Origin of the sequence: Halomonas sp. MS1 (genome assembly GCF_024182575.1) — a bacterium.
Lineage (GTDB): Bacteria > Pseudomonadota > Gammaproteobacteria > Pseudomonadales > Halomonadaceae > Vreelandella.
On sequence record NZ_CP098926.1, the window covers coordinates 2,539,493 to 2,555,567 of the forward strand.

Annotated in this window: 15 protein-coding genes; 11 read left to right on the top strand and 4 right to left on the bottom strand. The window is 54.6% G+C overall.

The genetic code is table 11. The annotated features are described in order from the left end of the window. Position 1: 1 nt before the first annotated feature. Complete coding sequence (locus NF683_RS11575; protein WP_253920061.1) at positions 2 to 1,090, top strand: DUF1513 domain-containing protein; 1,089 nt, start codon at positions 2 to 4, stop codon at positions 1,088 to 1,090. Between the two features lie 7 nt (positions 1,091 to 1,097). Here the strand turns inward: NF683_RS11575 and NF683_RS11580 are convergent, their stop codons facing one another. Both NF683_RS11580 and NF683_RS11585 read right to left on the bottom strand, forming a co-directional pair. Beyond that, positions 1,098 to 1,901 (bottom strand): metal ABC transporter permease, encoded by an 804-nt coding sequence (locus NF683_RS11580; protein WP_193060928.1) that lies wholly within the window; start codon positions 1,899 to 1,901, stop codon positions 1,098 to 1,100. Continuing rightward, complete coding sequence (locus tag NF683_RS11585) at positions 1,891 to 2,631, bottom strand: metal ABC transporter ATP-binding protein (RefSeq protein ID WP_089038962.1); 741 nt, start codon at positions 2,629 to 2,631, stop codon at positions 1,891 to 1,893. The genes NF683_RS11580 and NF683_RS11585 overlap by 11 nt, the downstream gene beginning before the upstream one ends. Positions 2,632 to 2,788: 157 nt before the next feature. On the opposite strand from NF683_RS11585, the gene NF683_RS11590 reads away from it, so the two are divergent. Then, positions 2,789 to 3,892, top strand: coding sequence for a zinc ABC transporter substrate-binding protein (locus NF683_RS11590; protein ID WP_253920062.1), 1,104 nt, complete (start codon positions 2,789 to 2,791; stop codon positions 3,890 to 3,892). A gap of 98 nt (positions 3,893 to 3,990) precedes the next feature. On the opposite strand, the gene NF683_RS11595 is transcribed toward NF683_RS11590, so the two are convergent. Beyond that, positions 3,991 to 4,758: an ABC transporter ATP-binding protein gene (locus NF683_RS11595; RefSeq protein ID WP_089038960.1), complete on the bottom strand. Its 768-nt coding sequence runs from the start codon at positions 4,756 to 4,758 to the stop codon at positions 3,991 to 3,993. 268 nt (positions 4,759 to 5,026) lie between these two features. Here NF683_RS11595 and NF683_RS11600 point away from each other — a divergent pair, with 268 nt between their 5' ends. Then, positions 5,027 to 5,296 carry a type B 50S ribosomal protein L31 gene (locus NF683_RS11600; protein ID WP_253920063.1) on the top strand — a complete coding sequence of 90 codons (270 nt, stop codon included), beginning with the start codon at positions 5,027 to 5,029 and terminating at the stop codon, positions 5,294 to 5,296. A 12-nt stretch (positions 5,297 to 5,308) separates the two neighbouring features. After that, the gene (gene ykgO / locus NF683_RS11605; protein ID WP_082072625.1) at positions 5,309 to 5,449 is read left to right on the top strand and encodes a type B 50S ribosomal protein L36; all 141 of its coding nucleotides are present in this window, start codon (positions 5,309 to 5,311) and stop codon (positions 5,447 to 5,449) included. A gap of 415 nt (positions 5,450 to 5,864) precedes the next feature. Here ykgO and NF683_RS11610 read toward each other — a convergent pair whose 3' ends face one another. Beyond that, the gene (locus NF683_RS11610; RefSeq protein ID WP_089038958.1) at positions 5,865 to 6,662 is read right to left on the bottom strand and encodes an inositol monophosphatase family protein; all 798 of its coding nucleotides are present in this window, start codon (positions 6,660 to 6,662) and stop codon (positions 5,865 to 5,867) included. Between the two features lie 236 nt (positions 6,663 to 6,898). On the opposite strand from NF683_RS11610, the gene NF683_RS11615 reads away from it, so the two are divergent. The 7 genes from NF683_RS11615 to NF683_RS11645 all read left to right on the top strand — a co-directional run bounded on the left by NF683_RS11615 (position 6,899) and on the right by NF683_RS11645 (position 16,075). After that, positions 6,899 to 7,426 carry an RNA polymerase factor sigma-70 gene (locus NF683_RS11615; protein WP_041157719.1) on the top strand — a complete coding sequence of 176 codons (528 nt, stop codon included), beginning with the start codon at positions 6,899 to 6,901 and terminating at the stop codon, positions 7,424 to 7,426. 131 nt (positions 7,427 to 7,557) lie between these two features. Next, entirely contained in the window at positions 7,558 to 7,764 is a 207-nt protein-coding gene (locus NF683_RS11620) for a FecR/PupR family sigma factor regulator (RefSeq protein WP_089038957.1), read from the top strand. Between the two features lie 227 nt (positions 7,765 to 7,991). Beyond that, complete coding sequence (locus NF683_RS11625) at positions 7,992 to 8,237, top strand: MbtH family protein (RefSeq protein WP_089038956.1); 246 nt, start codon at positions 7,992 to 7,994, stop codon at positions 8,235 to 8,237. Further along, positions 8,227 to 8,967 (top strand): thioesterase II family protein, encoded by a 741-nt coding sequence (locus NF683_RS11630; RefSeq protein WP_089038955.1) that lies wholly within the window; start codon positions 8,227 to 8,229, stop codon positions 8,965 to 8,967. The genes NF683_RS11625 and NF683_RS11630 overlap by 11 nt, the downstream gene beginning before the upstream one ends. Next, a complete protein-coding gene (locus tag NF683_RS11635) occupies positions 8,945 to 9,601 on the top strand; it encodes a 4'-phosphopantetheinyl transferase family protein (RefSeq protein ID WP_089038954.1) in 657 nt (218 codons plus the stop codon). The genes NF683_RS11630 and NF683_RS11635 overlap by 23 nt, the downstream gene beginning before the upstream one ends. A gap of 30 nt (positions 9,602 to 9,631) precedes the next feature. Continuing rightward, the gene (locus NF683_RS11640; RefSeq protein ID WP_089038953.1) at positions 9,632 to 10,633 is read left to right on the top strand and encodes a TauD/TfdA family dioxygenase; all 1,002 of its coding nucleotides are present in this window, start codon (positions 9,632 to 9,634) and stop codon (positions 10,631 to 10,633) included. Between the two features lie 51 nt (positions 10,634 to 10,684). Continuing rightward, complete coding sequence (locus NF683_RS11645; RefSeq protein WP_253920064.1) at positions 10,685 to 16,075, top strand: non-ribosomal peptide synthetase; 5,391 nt, start codon at positions 10,685 to 10,687, stop codon at positions 16,073 to 16,075.

Below are 16,075 nucleotides of genomic sequence, written 5' to 3' on the forward strand. Positions count from 1 at the left end.
GATGCAGCGACGGCAGGTGCTGAAAGCTGGGCTAGGAAGCGTCTTAATGGCATTAACACCACTGAGCTGGGCGGTGCCGGGGCGCGAAAATGCTGACTGGCTGTTTAGCGCGGTTGATGATCTTGATGGGAAGCACTACATCGCTGGAGTGGCACTGGATGGTAAAAGCCGCTTTATGATTGAAGTGCCCGAGCGCTGTCACGGGGGCTGTCTACGTCCTAGCTCCCACCAGGCAGTACTTTTTGCCCGCCGCCCCGGCACTCGAATGCATGTGATCGATGGGGCTAATCGGCGCTTAGTTCACACCATTTCAGCGGGAGAAGGTTACCATTTCTATGGACATGGGGTTTTCGACCTGAACGGGCGCTATCTGTATGTCACTGCCAATCGTTTGTCGGACAGCGCCGGGCTAGTGCGCGTTTACGATGCTGCCAACGACTACGCTCATGTGCGCGATATGTCGCTGGATGGTATCGGGCCCCATGAGCTTCGGCTGATGCCAGATGGTGATACTCTGGTGATTGGTTTGGGGGGAATCCAGACTCACCCTGACTACGGTCGGGTTAAGCTCAATCTGGACACTATGGCCCCGGCGCTGATGCTTATGAATCGCCACAGCGGTGAAGTAGTAGCCCGCCATGCTCCTTCGCACCACCAGCTTAGCTGCCGTCATCTAGACGTGGCAGCGGACGGCACGGTGATCGCCGGATACCAATTTGAAGGCCCTGAGTGGGAGTCCTATCCGCTGATTTGTCGACTGGACGCCGCTGGAGGCTTCTCTGAGCTGGCGCTGCCCGATGAGGTCACCACCAGCCTTCGGCACTACACCGCTAGCGTCGCGTTTAGCCGTGTTTCAGCAACTGTTCTGGTGACCGCTCCTCGCGGCAATCGGGTGCTGCTGCTAGATGCTGAACAGGGCCGCTTGAACGCTAACCTGGAGCTACCCGACGCTGCCGGTGCCCGCTGTGATGGGAGCGGCGGCTTTCTGGTCTCCTCCGGCCAGGGCGGACTCTACCGTGTAACCCCTGACACGGCAGTGCCCGAGTTGCTCGCCAGCCAGGAATTCCGCTGGGATAACCATTTGACCTGACAGATACCTAACGTTGGCCTAAATAGCGAAAAGCATTTATCCCTAGAGTCGAAAGCGCGAAAAAGCCAGCGGCCAAGGTAACAATTGTCGGCCCCGTGGGGGTATCAAAATAGTAAGCGGCCCTGAGCCCCAACGTAACCGCCAATGTCGCAATACACATAGCTACTAGTGCCATAATTTCAGGCGTTCTGGAGAAAGGCCTTGCCGTTGCAGCAGGAATAATCAGTAAGGCTGCAATTAGCAATGCACCGACCACCTTGAGTGCCACAGCCACGACCATGGCAAGAGAGAGCGTTAAGACCAATTGCTCGCGGCGGGGCTGAATGCCATTGGCGTAGGCAAGTTCATCGCTCAGTGTGGCAGTCAGAAGTGCCGACCAACGCCAGAAGAGTAACGCCAATATCAGTAATGCGCCGCCACCGATGATCCACAGGTCATCCTGGCCAACGGCCAGGATATCGCCGAATAAATATGCCGTCAGGTCAATCCGGACTCCCGAAATAAATGAAACGGCGACCAGGCCGATCGCCAAGGCTGAGTGAGCCATGACACCGAGTAGCGTATCCATGGCATAACCGCGCCCGCTGAGTAGCGTTACGCAAGCGGCCATGGTGAGGGCAACGGTTAATACGCCTGCAAAAATAGAGAGGTTAAACATTAAAGCCAGTGCAACACCAAGGATGGCGGCGTGAGATGTCGCATCGCCGAAGTAAGCCATACGTCGCCAAACCACAAAGCAGCCAAGCGGTGCCGCGGCAAGGGCAACGAATATGCCGGCCAGAGTAGCGCGCCACATGAAGTCATCCAACATGGGCTGCCTCCTCATGGTGATGACGATAAAAAGCCAGCATTTGTGCTGTCTGTTCACCGAATAACGCTTGATAGTCTGGGGAAGACGCAACACGCTCTGGTTTGCCCTCGCAACAGATGTGGCCGTTTAAGCACAGCACATGGTCGGCGGTGCGCATGACGACATGAAGGTCATGGCTGACCATCAATACGGCACAGCGGTAGTGCTGACGAACCTCTTCAATTTTTTTATAAAAGTCCGCGATGCCACGATAGTCCAACCCTTGTGTTGCCTCGTCGAGAATTAAGATGTCTGGTTTTGTGATAAGCGCGCGGGCCAGCAGTACCCGTTGGAGTTGGCCGCCTGATAAGTGGCTCATGGCGGAATTTTCCAATGCCTCGACCCCAGCGTTTGCTAATGTTTGCTGCACATCACGACGGGCATGGCGGTGAGGAAGGTTAAGGAAGCGTGAGACCGTCATCGGTAGCGTTGGGTCTAAATGGAGTCGCTGGGGCACATAACCGATAGACAAATTCTCATCGATGGCGACGTAACCTGATGTTGGCTTAATGGCCCCAACTAATGTTTTAACTAACGTTGATTTTCCTGAGCCATTTGGGCCAATCAGCGTGACAATCTCTTCACGGTGCAATGTCAGATTAATATCTCTCAAAATATGCTGGCCACTGATCAGAACATTGATTTGTTTGGCGCGCAGGAGAGGGGCATTACCGGGTGTGAATTGAGACATCAGCTTGCAGCCTCTCGGTTAATTGCTATTCTGATTCAATTTGTTATGTTATATCATTTTGAAAAAATAAGGGCTAATGCTTCTGCGGCTATAAGCGCTTTCTAGATAGGTCGTATGAGAGTGGGGGAATTATGGTTTTGATAATTTGGAGAAAAACATGAAGTACAGAATTTCACGTTACACCCTGCCGCTATTAGCGAGCTTTCCCTTGTCAGCCCTAGCAGATGTTCCCCGAGTGGCGGTAGACATTCCACCGATACACTCACTGGTGGCCAAAGTTATGGGAGATCTCGGATCGCCCGACCTTTTCATTCAGCCTGGTGCATCCCCCCACGGCTACTCACTGAGGCCTTCGGAAGCCAAAGTGTTAAATGATGCTGATATGGTCGTATGGGTAAGTAATGATCTAACGCCTTGGTTATCGGCTCCGATCGCCAATTTGGCAAACGACGCCGAGCATCTGGAACTAATGGGCGTACCCGGCATTAATACGTTTGCATATCGTGAAGGCGCGACGTTTGATCTGGGTGACCACGACCACGACCACGACCACGACCACGACCACGACCACGACCACGACCACGACCACGACCACGACCACGACCACGACCACGACCACGACCACGACCACGACCACGACCACGACCACGACCACGACCACGACCACGACCACGACCACGACCACGACCACGACCACGACCACGACCACGACCACGACCACGACCACGACCATCATCACGATGGGCAAGATCCACATGGTTGGCTGGATCCTGGTAATGCGCGGCGCTGGCTCGATGCCATTGCCCAGCAACTTAGCGAAATCGATCCTGACAATGCCGCCCACTATCGTGCTAATGCGGCACAAGGCCAGCAAGAACTTGAAGCGCTTGAGCAAGATTTAAAGGAACGCTTAGCCAATAGCGAGCAGACTCGCTTTATCGTATTTCACGATGCCTATCAGTACTTTGAAAAAGCGTTGGGTGTCACTGCGGCTGGTGCTATTTCTATCGGCGACGCATCTTCGCCCAGCCCTAAGCGCATTGAAACTATCCAGCAGTTAGTTGATGCAGAAGGCGTTACGTGTATATTCAGCGAACCGCAATTTAATCCGCAAATTGTTGATACTGTTTTTGGCGATACCGATGTCTATAGTGGTGTGATGGATCCCCTGGGCGTTGGCTTAACACTAAGTGCAGGGCTTTACGACGCACTGCTTAACCAAATGGCGGATGAAATACAACACTGTACCGACGCGATATGAGTCAGCCAGGAAAGCCTGTATCAAGAAGGAGTAATTAAATAGGCGCGCTAATGTGCACAGTGATCTCGTCTGGCATTAGCGCGTCGGTATACCTTCACTCATTGGGCCACGGCAATATTGTGCTCCCCATTGGGGTGTTTCATCACCTGCATCGGTAGGCCATAAATCGCTTCTAAGGTGCTGCAGCTCATCAAATCATCTGGGCTGCCATGGGCCAGCAAGCGACCGCTATGCAGTGCCATCAATTCATCGCAGTAACGCGACGCCATATTGATATCGTGCAATACAATAATGACGCCAAGGTTCAGCTCATCGCATAGCTTGCGAACCAGCGCTAGCACTTCAATTTGGTGAGCAATATCCAGTGCTGCTAGTGGCTCATCGAGCAGCAAGAAACGACTTCCCTGGGCGAGTAGCATGGCCAACCATACCCGCTGACGCTCGCCGCCGGAGAGTGTATCGACTAAGCGGTCGGCAAAGGCCTCTGTGTGGGTCAGGGCGATGGCGCGATCAATGGCGTCTTTGTCTTTCTGGTTATGGCGACCCAACAGGCCGTGCCAAGGGTAGCGGCCAAAAGCCACCAGCTCGCGTCCAGTCAGGCTTTCAGCGCTGGGCAAATGCTGGGGCAGGTAAGCTACCTGACGAGCGAACTCGCGGTTTCCCCAGTCACTCAGTGGGCGCTGGTCAAAGTGAATCTCGCCTTGGCTGGTGGGTTGCTGCTGGGCCATCAGCTTAATTAGCGTCGACTTTCCCGAGCCATTGTGGCCAATCAAGCCGTAAACCTTGCCCTCATGAAAGCTGTGGTCAATGGGATTTAGAATCTGCTTACCATTGATTTCAAAGGTAGCGCCTTTGACCTCGAACATGAATGACTCCTGGCGATAGGGTTAATAATAATGGTTCCATTCTAGTGCTAATGGTTCTCATTTTTAACAAAAAATGAAAATATTTCTGTCGGCTGGCTTAGGTAAGCCTTACGAGAGTTTGAGTATTGGCCGCTAGCGTAGTGCTGCGGGGTAAAGTGTTCAGTTGCGAGCCAACAAGGTAGGCCAGCAAGATAATCTTTACATGTTAATGAGAATCATATCTAATTGTTATGTTATCTTGTATCAATTATGCTTGAAGGAATTGAATATGAAAAAGGGCATACATCCTGCTTATGGCTACGTGGTGTTCCGCGACACCAGTTGCGGTACCACGTTCCGGATCCGTTCTACCTGCACCTCAAAGCAGACGATTGTTTGGGATGATGGCAATACCTACCCGTTGATTGACCTGGATGTCTCTAGTGCTTCTCACCCTTTCTATACCGGTGAGCAACGCAGAGTTTCTGCTGAAGGTCGGGTGGCGCGTTTTCAGCAGCGCTTCGGTTTGGTTTCGCGCCGCTCTTCTGGCGCTAAGTAGAGGATATATAGAGTGCAAGTACTTAGCTCGCTCAAGTCCGCCAAAAACCGCCATCCTGATTGCCAAGTGGTTAAACGTCGCGGACGGCTGTATGTCATTTGTAAAACGAATCCGCGCTTCAAAGCGCGCCAGGGAGGAAAGCATAAAAAATAAGCAGGGCATACCCCAGGTCCAGCGGCTTATTTTTATCAACGCTCAATACGGCGTTTGAACTCAGGGATGGTGCGTAATATCAGTCAGTTAAGGCTGACTAGCATTATCCCCTAGCTCCATATAGCAAAGCGGCCACAGCGCCGTCATTCCTGAGTCACCGCACCGTCATTCCCGAGTGGGGTTATCGGGAATCCACCTTGACCTTGACCTGCAGCAGCGCAAACCCCAGGTCAACATGGATTCCCGCTAAGGGCCTGCGGGAATGACAAAGTGGTAGGGCCTGCAGGAGTGACGAGGGCGGCTCGGAGGGCTGGGGTGGAGTCATCGTCAGGCACTTATTAAACAAAAAAACCAGCCCATCAGATAATGCCGGTCGGCTTAACTGACTTGCATTAGGGGTGGAGCGGATCTTTTGTTAGCAAGAGCTTAAACATGTTAGCAGTTGGCTATGCTGTTCGGGGTGCGCAGCAATTAGGCTGTTCCATTGAACAGGATTTTCCTCACCAGAGATATCCGTGACGGTGTATCCAGCTTCCCGAGCTATCACAATACCGGCAGCGATATCCCAGAAGTCGAGCGCGGCGCCTTGCGACCAAAAAGCATCAAACCGACCTAGGCTGAGATAAGCGATCTCAAGTGCCGCTGAACCAGGGCTGCGGATACCCGCCACCTGGGGCATTAGGGCAGCAAGTTGATTTAGCGCTGTCGTGCAGTCGCCTTTGGCATGGTAAGGCAGGCAAGTGCTCACCAGCATCTCGGTCAGCGGGCGAGGGGCTGGTGTTGTTAATGGGCGATCATTGAGAAAGGCGCCTGTGCCTTGGCCTGCCCAGAGCATTTCATCAAGCAGTGGTTGATAGACAACACCGATGATCAGCGCATCGCCTTTGGTGACCGCAATAGACACCGAGAAGTGAGGCACGCCATGTAGAAAATTGCTGGTGCCATCAAGGGGGTCAATGATCACGGTATAGTCGCTATCGGTGGGCGTCAGGCCACTTTCTTCGCCAAGGAAAGCGATATCGGGAAAAGCGCTGCTGATGCAGTCGATAATGATACTTTCGGCTGCCGTATCGTAGTAGCTAACGAAGTCAGATGTTCCCTTTTGCTCAAATGCAATTCGCCCCTTTTGCGAATACCCCTCACGCAACAGCGCGCCAGCCTCATAGGCTGCTTGCTTAACTGTTTCCAGCAAGCTGTTTTCGCTCTCAAGCATGTCGTTTCTCCTGGGGGCTTGTATGGCTGTTATCAAATCATTTGGTAAAGGTAACTAACCATCCATGACGTGGCGATGACAGTAGACGTTTTTGGTTTGGTAGATCAGTTGTTTAGTACAAGCATATCGTTATGAAAAGAGGATTAGGCCTCTCTGATTGACTTTACTGCTCGTTAACGCAAATAATAATTATTGTTATTTATTTTGTGGTGTTAGTTAAGGCAGGAGGCCAATCAGTGGATACCCAGACCTGGAGCGCTGAGTTAGAAGATATCTTCGTTAATCAGCGGCCCCGGCTCTGCTGTGTCGCCGCAAGAGTCTTGGGCAATGCTGATCAAGCCGATGATGTTGTGCAGGATGCTTATCTAAAAATTTCAGAAGCAACCACGCTTTTTGAGGTGAAGCAGCCCATCTCCTACGTGTCACGTGTGGTGCGCAACCTCGCCATTGACCGTTGCCGCCGTTCGGCATTTGAGTCAACGCTGTTTGCCAAAGAAGAGGAGGGGGAGGCTGCCTCTTATGCGTCACACTCTCCAGAGGTGATCGCGATTGATCGTCAGGCCTTGGCTCAGGTGGTGGACGCGTTGGACGAGCTACCTGAGCGTACGCGGCGCGCTTTTGAGCTCTACCGGTCGGGGAGCCATACGCAGCGGGAAGTGGCCCACTTATTAGGTATTTCCACCACGTTAGTTAACTTTATGATTCGCGATGCACTGACTCATTGCCGCCAGTCGCTTCAAGGTCAGACGTTGCCAGATCGGTAAGCCTACGTTCCGTCCCTTCTTTGTGGTCGCTTTGTTACACTGTCAACGAACAACGATAGCGTTGAAACCCTAGGCGCTTACCGAGTCAGTTGGTCGATGGTAGGCAACAGTAGCGAGGTTTGACTGTAACGATGGATAACGACAGCGGCGATGATGCCGTTTGGCAAGTGGCGCTAGATTGGCTGATGCGCGAGCATGAAGAGTCGTTGAGTGATGCTGATCGCGAGGCGTTCCATGCGTGGCTAGCGGCTTCTTCTCAGCATCGCAGGGTATTTCATGAAGCCGAACAGCTATGGCTGCTAACGGGGATGATCCCCCGCAGTGATGAGCGCAACTGACAAATCATCGCTTTTTGCCCATTCTTTTTTTGTTCCCCCCTGGTTTTCTTCCTTGATGGTTTAACGGCTTTCATGTTTTTAAGCACTAGAGCCGTTTGCCCTCACGCGTATTTTTCCTACTTTCTTTCTCCCCAGCATTAAATTTCTATATACCTCACTCGTCATTATGTAATGAGAAGCAATTGTGTTTATTTTCTCATTTCTTAGACAACGGTGAGGTTAGTTCCATGACAAGCTGTTTTGATCGTGAAGATGGTGTCTTCCGCGTATTAGTCAACCACGAAGAGCAGTATTCCCTGTGGCCCGAGTGGAAGGCGATTCCTGCGGGCTGGACAGATACGGGTGTACTTGGCGATAAGCCAACCTGCCTCGATTACGTCGAAAAGACTTGGACCGATATGCGCCCGCTGTCGCTGCGTCAGTGGATGGATGAACAAGCTAATAGCGAGGCGGAGCAGGTGAATGCAGGTTAAGCGCTTAAAGCTGCTCTGTCTGCCCTGTGCTGGTGCCAGTGCCACTATGTATCTGCGCTGGAAGCGTCAGTTGCCCGCCTGGATCGAGGTGCATCCTGTTGAACTACCTGGACGTGGCGAGCGCCTGGGCGAGCCGCTTATCGATGACTTCGAGACCCAGGTGGTGCGGCTGTGTGAAGAGCAAGCAACGCGAATGCGCGGCGACTTTGCCTTGTTCGGTCACAGCATGGGGGCGCTGCTGGCCTATGGCATGGCGGCACGCTTGCGCGATGTGGGGCGCCCTCAGCCACGAAAGCTATTCGCCTCGGGGAGTGCAGCGCCCTCAATGCGTGATTCAGATCGCTTGGCGGGTCTTGATAACGATAAGGCCCTAATTGCGGATCTTCGCCAACAGGGCGGCACGCCAGAGGAGGTATTCGAAAGCCCGGAGCTGTTGCGCCTCACTCTCGATGTGTTAGCGGCGGACTATCGTCTCTGCCGTAGTTTTCGTCATCGCAGCGGGACGCCATTCGACTACCCGGTAAAGGCTTTGGCGGGCTTCGATGATGAGATCGAGAAGGTGCGCTTGGAAGCGTGGCAGCGCGAAGCAGGCGGTGCGTTCTCGTTGAACTGGTTCGAGGGAGGACACTTCTTTATTCGCCAGCAGGAAAGGCAGGTGTTGGCAGCCATCAAGCAGGCGCTGACCCTACGGCTAGAGGAGGTGCTTTATGCAGCGCCTGCAGTTAGCTGAAGGGGCTCCTGAGGGGCTTGAAGTCTGGCGCTTATCGCTCGATCTGAACGCCCCGGTGGCTGACGAAGATGATCGGTTGCTGAGTCGAGCCGAGTGGCAGCGCGCCCAGCGGCATCGCTGTCACGCCGATGTCGTACGCGCCGTGGCGACTCGCGCGGCTCTTCGGCGACTGCTATCAGCGCACACCGGTATAGCGCCAGAAAAGTTGCTGTTCACTCAGAACGCTTACGGCAAACCAGCGTTGGAAAACGCTGATGGGCCTATCTTCAATGTCTCCCACTCTGGCCATGTCGCCCTGATCGCGCTTGCTCCCGGCGGCGCGGTGGGGGTCGATATTGAGCGCTGCCGACCTGAGGCCGAACTGGCGCCGCTGCAAGGACTGGTGCTATCGCCGAGTGAGCGGTTCGACCACTCACTGCCCTTTATGGAGCGCTGGGTGGTTAAAGAGGCGGTGCTCAAAGCCTTGGGGCTGGGCATTGCGGATCATTTGCAGTCGCTCTCAGTCACCCCTTCTTTAGAGCTGCCAGACACCTACAACCTTGAGCACTCGCTTCCCATTTCATCACCTTTGCAAGCATGGCCGCTGCCAGCGCCGTGTGGCTATGCGGCAGCCCTGGGTTATGTCCAAGGCTAACGCTACTCAACGAATTTTAGGAGCTCAATAATGGACAGCCAAAGTGCAACATTAACGCAACAAATCAACGCCATATCCAAACGTCAGGGGCCAGCTGATTCAGAGCTGCCTATTATGATTTCTCCTGCCTACCCAGGGCAGTCGCTGCTGGAAGCCTTTAGCGAGTTGCGTGCTGATATCGAGACTCTAGTGGCCAGGGTAGGCGGCGTGTTACTAAGAGGCTTCGACGTGCCGACGGTTGATGATTTTCAGCAGTTTGCCGCCGCCTTTGGTCATCCTCTGCTGAGCTATGAGTTCGCCTCGACGCCACGCTCATCGGTTTCATCGGGCATTTATACCTCGACCGAATATCCCGCCCATCAACACATTCCACTCCACAATGAGCAGGCCTACACCCGCGAGTGGCCGATGAAAATCTGGTTCCACTGTGTCACCGCTTCCCTCGAAGGGGGGGAGACGCCGATAGCCGATAGCCGAGCCATATACCGTCGTATGCCAGTAGAGATCCGTGAGCGCTTTGCCCCTGGCATCCTCTACGTACGCAACTACGGCGATTTCGATATGCCTTGGCAACAGGTGTTTAACACCGAAGAGCGCAGTGAAGTGGAGGCATTCTGCCAGCGCGCGGGGATTCGCTGTGAATGGAAACCCGATGGTGACCTGCGTACTACCCAGCTATGTCAAAGCATAGAGACTCACCCTGTCACCGGTGAGCAGGTGTGGTTTAACCAGGGCCACCTTTTCCATGTCTCCAACCTGCAGCCAGAAGTGCGTGAATCGCTAGAAGAGCTGCTTGACCCCGAAGACATGCCGCGCAACGTCTTCTTTGCCGATGGCAGCCCCATTGACGATGCCATTTTCGATGAGATCCGCGGCGTACTGGCCGACGAAACAGTGATGTTCCCTTGGCAGGCGGGCGATGTGCTGATGCTCGACAACATGCTGGTCGCCCACGCACGGACACCCTTTAAAGGGCCGCGCAAAGTTGTTGTCGCCATGGCGGAAGGCCACGGCAACCTCTCCAAAGACTGAATACAGCGGCTCAATCTCACGCCACGGCCAGGAGTTCCAGCAGGTACGCATATGAATATAAGGCACGCCCAGACAATGAACAGCCACCCGTCCCATAACGATGCTTTTAGAAACGATGCTTTTAAAAGTTATGTCGAGCATTTAAGTCGCTTAGCCCGTGAAAGGCCCAGCGACAGGGCGCTGATTGTGGTGAACGCTCAAGGTGAAACCACCCTTGATTACGCCACCCTGGAGCGGCGTTCGCGTGCTTTGGCCAGCGAGCTACAGCAGCGGTTCGCGGTTGGTGAGCGTGCCTTGATCCTGCTGGATAACGATGAGCACTATGTGGTGGCGTTCTTCGCCTGCCTGTATGCCGGGGTGATTGCCGTGCCGGTCTTCCCTCCCGAGTCGGCCAAGCAGCAGCACCTGGCGCGCCTGCTCGCTATTGCCGCCGACTCCCAGGCTGTTTGTGTGCTTACCTCTACGACGATTATCGATGTGGTCGCATCGGCAAGTGAAGGCTTCGGTAGTGCGGAATTGATCCCCGTGGATGCTGTAGATGAGAGTCGCGCTGAACACTGGGTCGAGCATCACCCAAAGCGTGATGATCTCGCCTTTTTGCAATACACCTCCGGTTCCACGGCCACGCCCAAAGGCGTTATGGTCAGCCATGGCAATCTGATGGCTAATGAGCGCGCTATCGAGACAGGTTTCTCAATAGGTGCTGATGATGTCTTCGTCAGTTGGCTGCCGCTTTATCACGATATGGGGCTGATCGGGGGCCTGCTGCAGCCTATCTATCGTGGCATTCCCGCCGTGCTGATGAGCCCGACCTTCTTTCTGCAGCGGCCGATACGCTGGCTGGAAGCGATCTCTCGCTACGGGGGTACCATCAGTGGTGGCCCCGATTTCGCCTACCGGCTGTGCCTTGAGCGACTCCGCGACGAACAGATTGAGACACTCGATTTGTCTAGCTGGCGGGTCGCGTTCTCAGGCGCCGAGCCGGTACGCCACGCAACCCTCACTGGCTTTATTGAACGCTTCCGCCCGGCGGGCTTCGCCGCTGATACCGCTGCACCCTGCTATGGCTTGGCTGAAGCCACGCTGCTGGTCAGCTGCAATTCACGCGGGACAGGCGTAGTGGGCACGGCTTTTTCGCAACAGTCGCTGGCCGAGGGGAAGGCCGCTTCAGCGGTTGAAGGCAATACGCTGGTAGGCTGCGGCACCCCAGAGCCAGATCACACAATCGACATTGTCGATCCCGAGGGGCTTCATTCTTTGCCCGAAGGAGACGTCGGCGAGATCTGGGTCAACGGGCCAAGCGTGGCACATGGGTATTGGCACAACCCCGAAGCAACAGCCAAAACCTTTGTCACTCGTGATGGCGTTAGCTGGCAACGTACCGGTGCTCACGATAGCGATGCTCACGATGCCGAAGCAGAAGGCCATAACGCCCAAGACGATCGCTGGCTACGCACCGGCGATTTAGGCTTTTTACACCAAGGGCAGTTGTATATCGCCGGGCGTATTAAAGACCTGATCATTCTGCGCGGCCATAACGTCTACCCCCAGGATATTGAGAGCGCTGTTGAGGCGGAAGTGGAAGCAGTGCGCAAAGGGCGCGTGGCGGCCTTTGCCGTGACCACGCCGAAAGGCGCCGAAGGGATCGGCGTTGCGGCAGAAGTCTCCCGTGGTATGCAGAAACTGGTACCCGCTGAAAAGCTGATCGAGGCGCTCAGTGAGACGGTAGGATCCGCCTGCCATGAGCCGCTTTCTGTCGCGCTACTACTCAACCCTGGCGGTCTCCCCAAAACCTCCAGCGGCAAACTGCAGCGCAGTGCCTGCCGCCAAGGCTGGGAAGCGGGTAGCCTGGATGCCTACGCCATTCACGCCTTTGGGCATTTTGTCAGCGGCGGCGGCGATGACGCCAGTGGTAGTAAGGCATCGCAATCTACCGCGGAATCTGGGAGCGAAACGGAGCAGGCGTTAGCGAAGCTCTGGCGTCAAGTGCTGGGGGATGACGAGACCCTGTCGCAAAGTAAGCCACTAGGAAGAGACGCCCACTTCTTCGCCAGCGGTGGTAATTCTCTGGCGGCGGTGCAGTTGGCTTCACGCATTAGCGATCATTGGGTGATTGATTTTTCAGCTAAGTCAGTGTTTGAACACTCCTCACTGGGCGCTATGGCAAATGAAGTCGAGCGTATCAGCAGTGATCATGCCAATTCGGGGCGCTCGCCGATCCCAATATTGTCACCTACACACCGTGCCGAGCCACTGCCTCTCTCCCATGACCAGCAACGCCTATGGTTTTTATGGCAACTAGAACCTGAGAGTACGGCTTACCATATCGGTGGCGTTCTGCGTTTATCAGGCCAATTGGACACTGCAGCAATGCGTGATGCCTTTGACGGTTTGGTAGCCCGGCATGAGTCGTTGCGTACTCTGTTTTACGTTGATAAGGATGGGGGGCCTAAACAGTTAATTAGGCCTGACCCTACCTTTGACCTGGAAGTCGTCGATTTTCGTGGCATGCCTGCTGAGGAAGCTCAGCAGCGTGAAGATGACACGATACGACGGATAAATGATGAGCCGTTCGATCTCTCAACAGGCCCGCTGTTGCGAGCTGCGTTGCTGTGTGTGAGCGACGATGCCTATGCCTTGGTCGTGGTCATGCATCACACTATTTCCGATGGCGTATCGATGCAGATCATACTCGATGAGTTGGTGGCCTTTTATCGTGCCCATATGCGCCGTGAGCCTGCTCAGTTGCCTGAGTTGAGTGTCCAATACGCTGACTATGCAAGTTGGCAGCGTGACTGGCTGGCAGACGGTGAGGGAGAGCGACAGCTTGCTTATTGGCAACAACAGCTTGGCAGCGAGCACCCTGTGTTGGACTTGCCAACCGACCATCCCCGGCAGGCGTCAACGGCCAAGCGTGCCGGTCAGCATGGGTTTTCTCTTTCCAACGAGCTCCAAGTGGGCCTGCGCCGACTCGCCGAGAGTCAGAATATAAGCCTTTTCACTGTGCTCTTGGCAGCCTTTCAAGGACTGTTGCACCGGTATAGCGGGCAGCAAGAGATCCGCGTGGGAGTGCCGGTGGCTAATCGGCAGCGTCAGGAAATAGAGAGGGTAATCGGGTTTTTTGTTAATACCTTGGTATTGCGCAATAACATCGATAGTCGCCACTCATTTGAAACGATACTGACACAGTGTCAAGACGCTGTTATCGGTGCCCTGGCGCACTCAAACTTACCTTTTGAGCAGCTTGTTGAAGCGCTACAGCCCACACGTAATTCGACTCATAACCCACTTGTCCAAGTCATGTTCAACTATCGGCAAGAGGATCTCTCTGGCTTTCAGACATTGCCCGATTTGACACTGACTGAGTCAGGGTTTCTACAGCAGGATGCTCAGTTCGATTTAACACTAGAGGTGCGGGAGTCCCCTGATGGACAGCTGAAATTTAGCATGGTTTACGCGTCGGGGCTGTTCGAGCCTGAGACCATTCAGCGCCTTGCGGGATATTTTGAGACATTGCTGCAAAGGTTGCTTATGTCACCAGGGCAGGCACTGGGTGATATCGAGTTGCTTGAAAATTCTGAGCAGCAGCAACTTATCCAATGGGGAGTAAACACTCAAGGATATTCCGATGCTGCGCCAGTTCATCATTTGATTGAGCAACAAGCGGCGGCAATCCCTGAAACCACGGCGCTCGTATTTGCTGATCAGTCACTCAGCTACGCTGAACTTAATACCCACGCGAACCGCCTGTCACACTATTTGATCGGCCTTGGCGTAAAGCCAGAGACCCGAGTGGGCATCGCTATGGAGCGCTCCATCGAGATGGTGGTGGGGTTGCTGGCGATTCTCAAGGCGGGTGGCGCCTATGTGCCGCTGGATCTGGAGTATCCCTCGGAGCGGCTGGACTTCATCGCCGAAGATAGCGGCATTGAGCTGCTGCTGACTCAGCACCACTTGCGCAAGTCACTGCCGGTAGCGGATGGCCTAAGCGTTGTTGAGTTGGATCGGCTGGACGTTGCACATCACGCCTCTACCGATCCAGCGGTGGCGCTGCACGGCGAGCACCTCGCCTACGTGATTTACACTTCGGGCTCCACTGGGCGACCCAAGGGCGCCGCCATCCGCCATGATGCCTTAACCAACTGCATGGTCTGGATGCAGGAGACCTACCAGCTCACCGATGCGGATGCTGTACTGCACAAAGCGCCGTTCGGGTTCGACGTTTCAGTATGGGAGATTTTCTGGCCGCTAAGTGTCGGGGCACGTTTGGTGATTGCCCAACCAGGCGACCATCGGGATCCTGAGCGCATTATCGAGCTGATCCAGCGGCAAGGCGTTACCACGCTCAACTTTGTGCCCTCAATGCTCAAGGCTTTCCTGGCTTATCCTGATGTCAAGGCCAAAACACGGCTCAAGCATATTATGTGCGGTGGTGAGGCCGTTCCAGCGACGCTGCAGCAAGATGTAGCTGAGTGTCTTGATGGTGCCCACTTACATGATCTCTATGGCCCCACCGAAACCACTATTCACGTCACGCACTGGTGGTGCCGTGATGAAACCCATCGACAAATACCCATTGGGCGGCCTATCAGCGGTACTCGTACCTACGTTTTGGATGGTGGACTCAACCTGGTTCCACCGGGCGTGGCGGGAGAGCTGTACCTGGGGGGAGTAAGCCTGGCTCGTGGATATCTCAATCGCAGTGATCTAACGGCGGAGCGTTTTGTAGCGGATCCGTTCACAGAGGGCGAACGCCTCTATCGCACTGGTGACCTAGTGCGTTGGCGTGATGATGGTCAGCTCGAATACCTGGGCCGCCTTGATCATCAAGTAAAAATCCGTGGCTTGCGGATCGAGCTAGGTGAGATCGAAGCCGAGCTATTAGCTCAGCCGGAAGTTCGCGAAGCGGTGGTGGTCGCCCAAGAAGGCCCCGGTGGTTCTAGGTTAGTCGCTTATGTAGTTCCCCAAGCCGACAGTGAACTCGACACCAGCTCACTACGTGAAGCGCTGGGTCAAAAGCTACCGGATTATATGGTGCCGGGCGTCGTGGTCACGCTCGAGGCACTGCCGCTGAATGCTAATGGCAAGGTGGATCGCAAGGCCCTGCCCGAGCCGGAGTTAGCCAGTGGCTCGCAGTATGAACCGCCTCAAGGTGAGGTGGAAGAAGCGCTAGCGGCGATCTGGTCCGAAGTGTTGGGGGGGGAACAGTTGGGCCGTCATGACAACTTCTTTGAGGTAGGAGGCCACTCGCTTACAGCAATTCAGATATCGGCACGTTTCACGCAGCGCTTTGGTGAGGCGTTGCCAGTACGGCTGATATTCGAATATCCGACGCTGGCGGAAATGGCAACACAAGTCGCGTTAAAACAGGTGAATGCCGATGGTGGTCGCGCGAAGCGGCTCTCCACTATGGATCAACTGCTCAACGAATTGGAAGGGTGA